The sequence below is a fragment of the Rhizobium sp. Rhizsp42 genome, from assembly GCF_047304155.1.
Lineage (GTDB): Bacteria > Pseudomonadota > Alphaproteobacteria > Rhizobiales > Rhizobiaceae > Rhizobium.
This window is the reverse complement of the sequence record NZ_JBGLYS010000110.1, coordinates 1-880: the sequence shown is the minus strand read 5'-3', so window position 1 is coordinate 880 and position 880 is coordinate 1. Positions and strand designations below refer to the sequence as shown.

Annotated in this window: 2 protein-coding genes; both read right to left on the bottom strand. The window is 59.7% G+C overall.

All coding sequences use genetic code 11. From position 1 onward, the window contains the following. The coding region (locus ACCD05_RS31760; protein ID WP_413397646.1) for a transposase at positions 1–314 on the bottom strand (314 nt) is incomplete at its 3' end. An 82-nt stretch (positions 315–396) separates the two neighbouring features. Further along, positions 397–798: a helix-turn-helix domain-containing protein gene (locus ACCD05_RS31755; protein ID WP_413397643.1), complete on the bottom strand. Its 402-nt coding sequence runs from the start codon at positions 796–798 to the stop codon at positions 397–399. Positions 799–880: the final 82 nt, after the last annotated feature.

The window sequence follows — 880 nt, the reverse complement described above, 5'->3', positions numbered from 1 at the left end:
TTGTTGTCTGGCGAATATCGCGGCAGGAAGAGTATCCATGCCTTCCGCTCAGCGATGGCCGCCGCTGCTCGGGGGCTCTTGTGGACGTTGAGGTTATCCCAGATCACCACGTCGCCTGGTTCAAGCGTCGGTGCGAGTTGAGTTCGCACATAGGTGTCGAACTTGGCTCCATCCATGGCCCCATCGACGACAAAGGGTGCCGTGATGCCATCGCAGCGCAGACCGGCGACAAAGGTTTGGGTGTGCCATTTGCCGAAAGGCGCATCCGCCTGAAGGCGCTTGCCCTTGATGCTACGGCCACGCAGTGGTGTCATGTTGGTCTTGACCGAAGTCTCATCTACGAAGACGAGACGTCCGGGGCTCTGTTGCATAGCGGGTTGGCGACGTTTGCGCCACTCATCGCGCTCCCGGCGCACATCGGCGCGTGCGCGTTCCGATGCCAGCAGTGTTTTTTTTAAAGCTGAAGCCCGCCCGGCAAAGAAGCTTCGACAGGTTCGAAGGATCAGCTTTCACACCATGATGCTCTACCAGCCAAGTCGCCAGGTCGGGCATGGTTATATCCGGTTGCGCCTCTACCTTGGCGATAATGGCATCCCGGACCGGGCCCAATTTGCCGCTGCCGCTGGGCCGACCGCGCCGGGAGGGCTCGACCGAGCCCGTTCGATCCGCCCGCTGCTTAAGCCGAACAGCCGTGGCGGGCGAGACTTTGAAAGCAGCAGCGGCTGCCCGACGCGTTTGGCCTTGCGTGATCGCATCAACAATCCGTTGGCGAAGGTCCGAAGAATAGGCGCGAGACATGGCAAGTCCTCCTGCCATGTTGAATCATAAAATCGAAGCCAGGGGAATCGTCAGATTCAAAGAAACTGCCCGACGCTCTAGT

What these genes read in the sequence shown, in the direction of transcription:
- ACCD05_RS31755 (WP_413397643.1), bottom strand. Translation starts at nt 798, where the DNA reads ATGTCTCGCGCCTATTCTTCGGACCTTCGCCAACGGATTGTTGATGCG.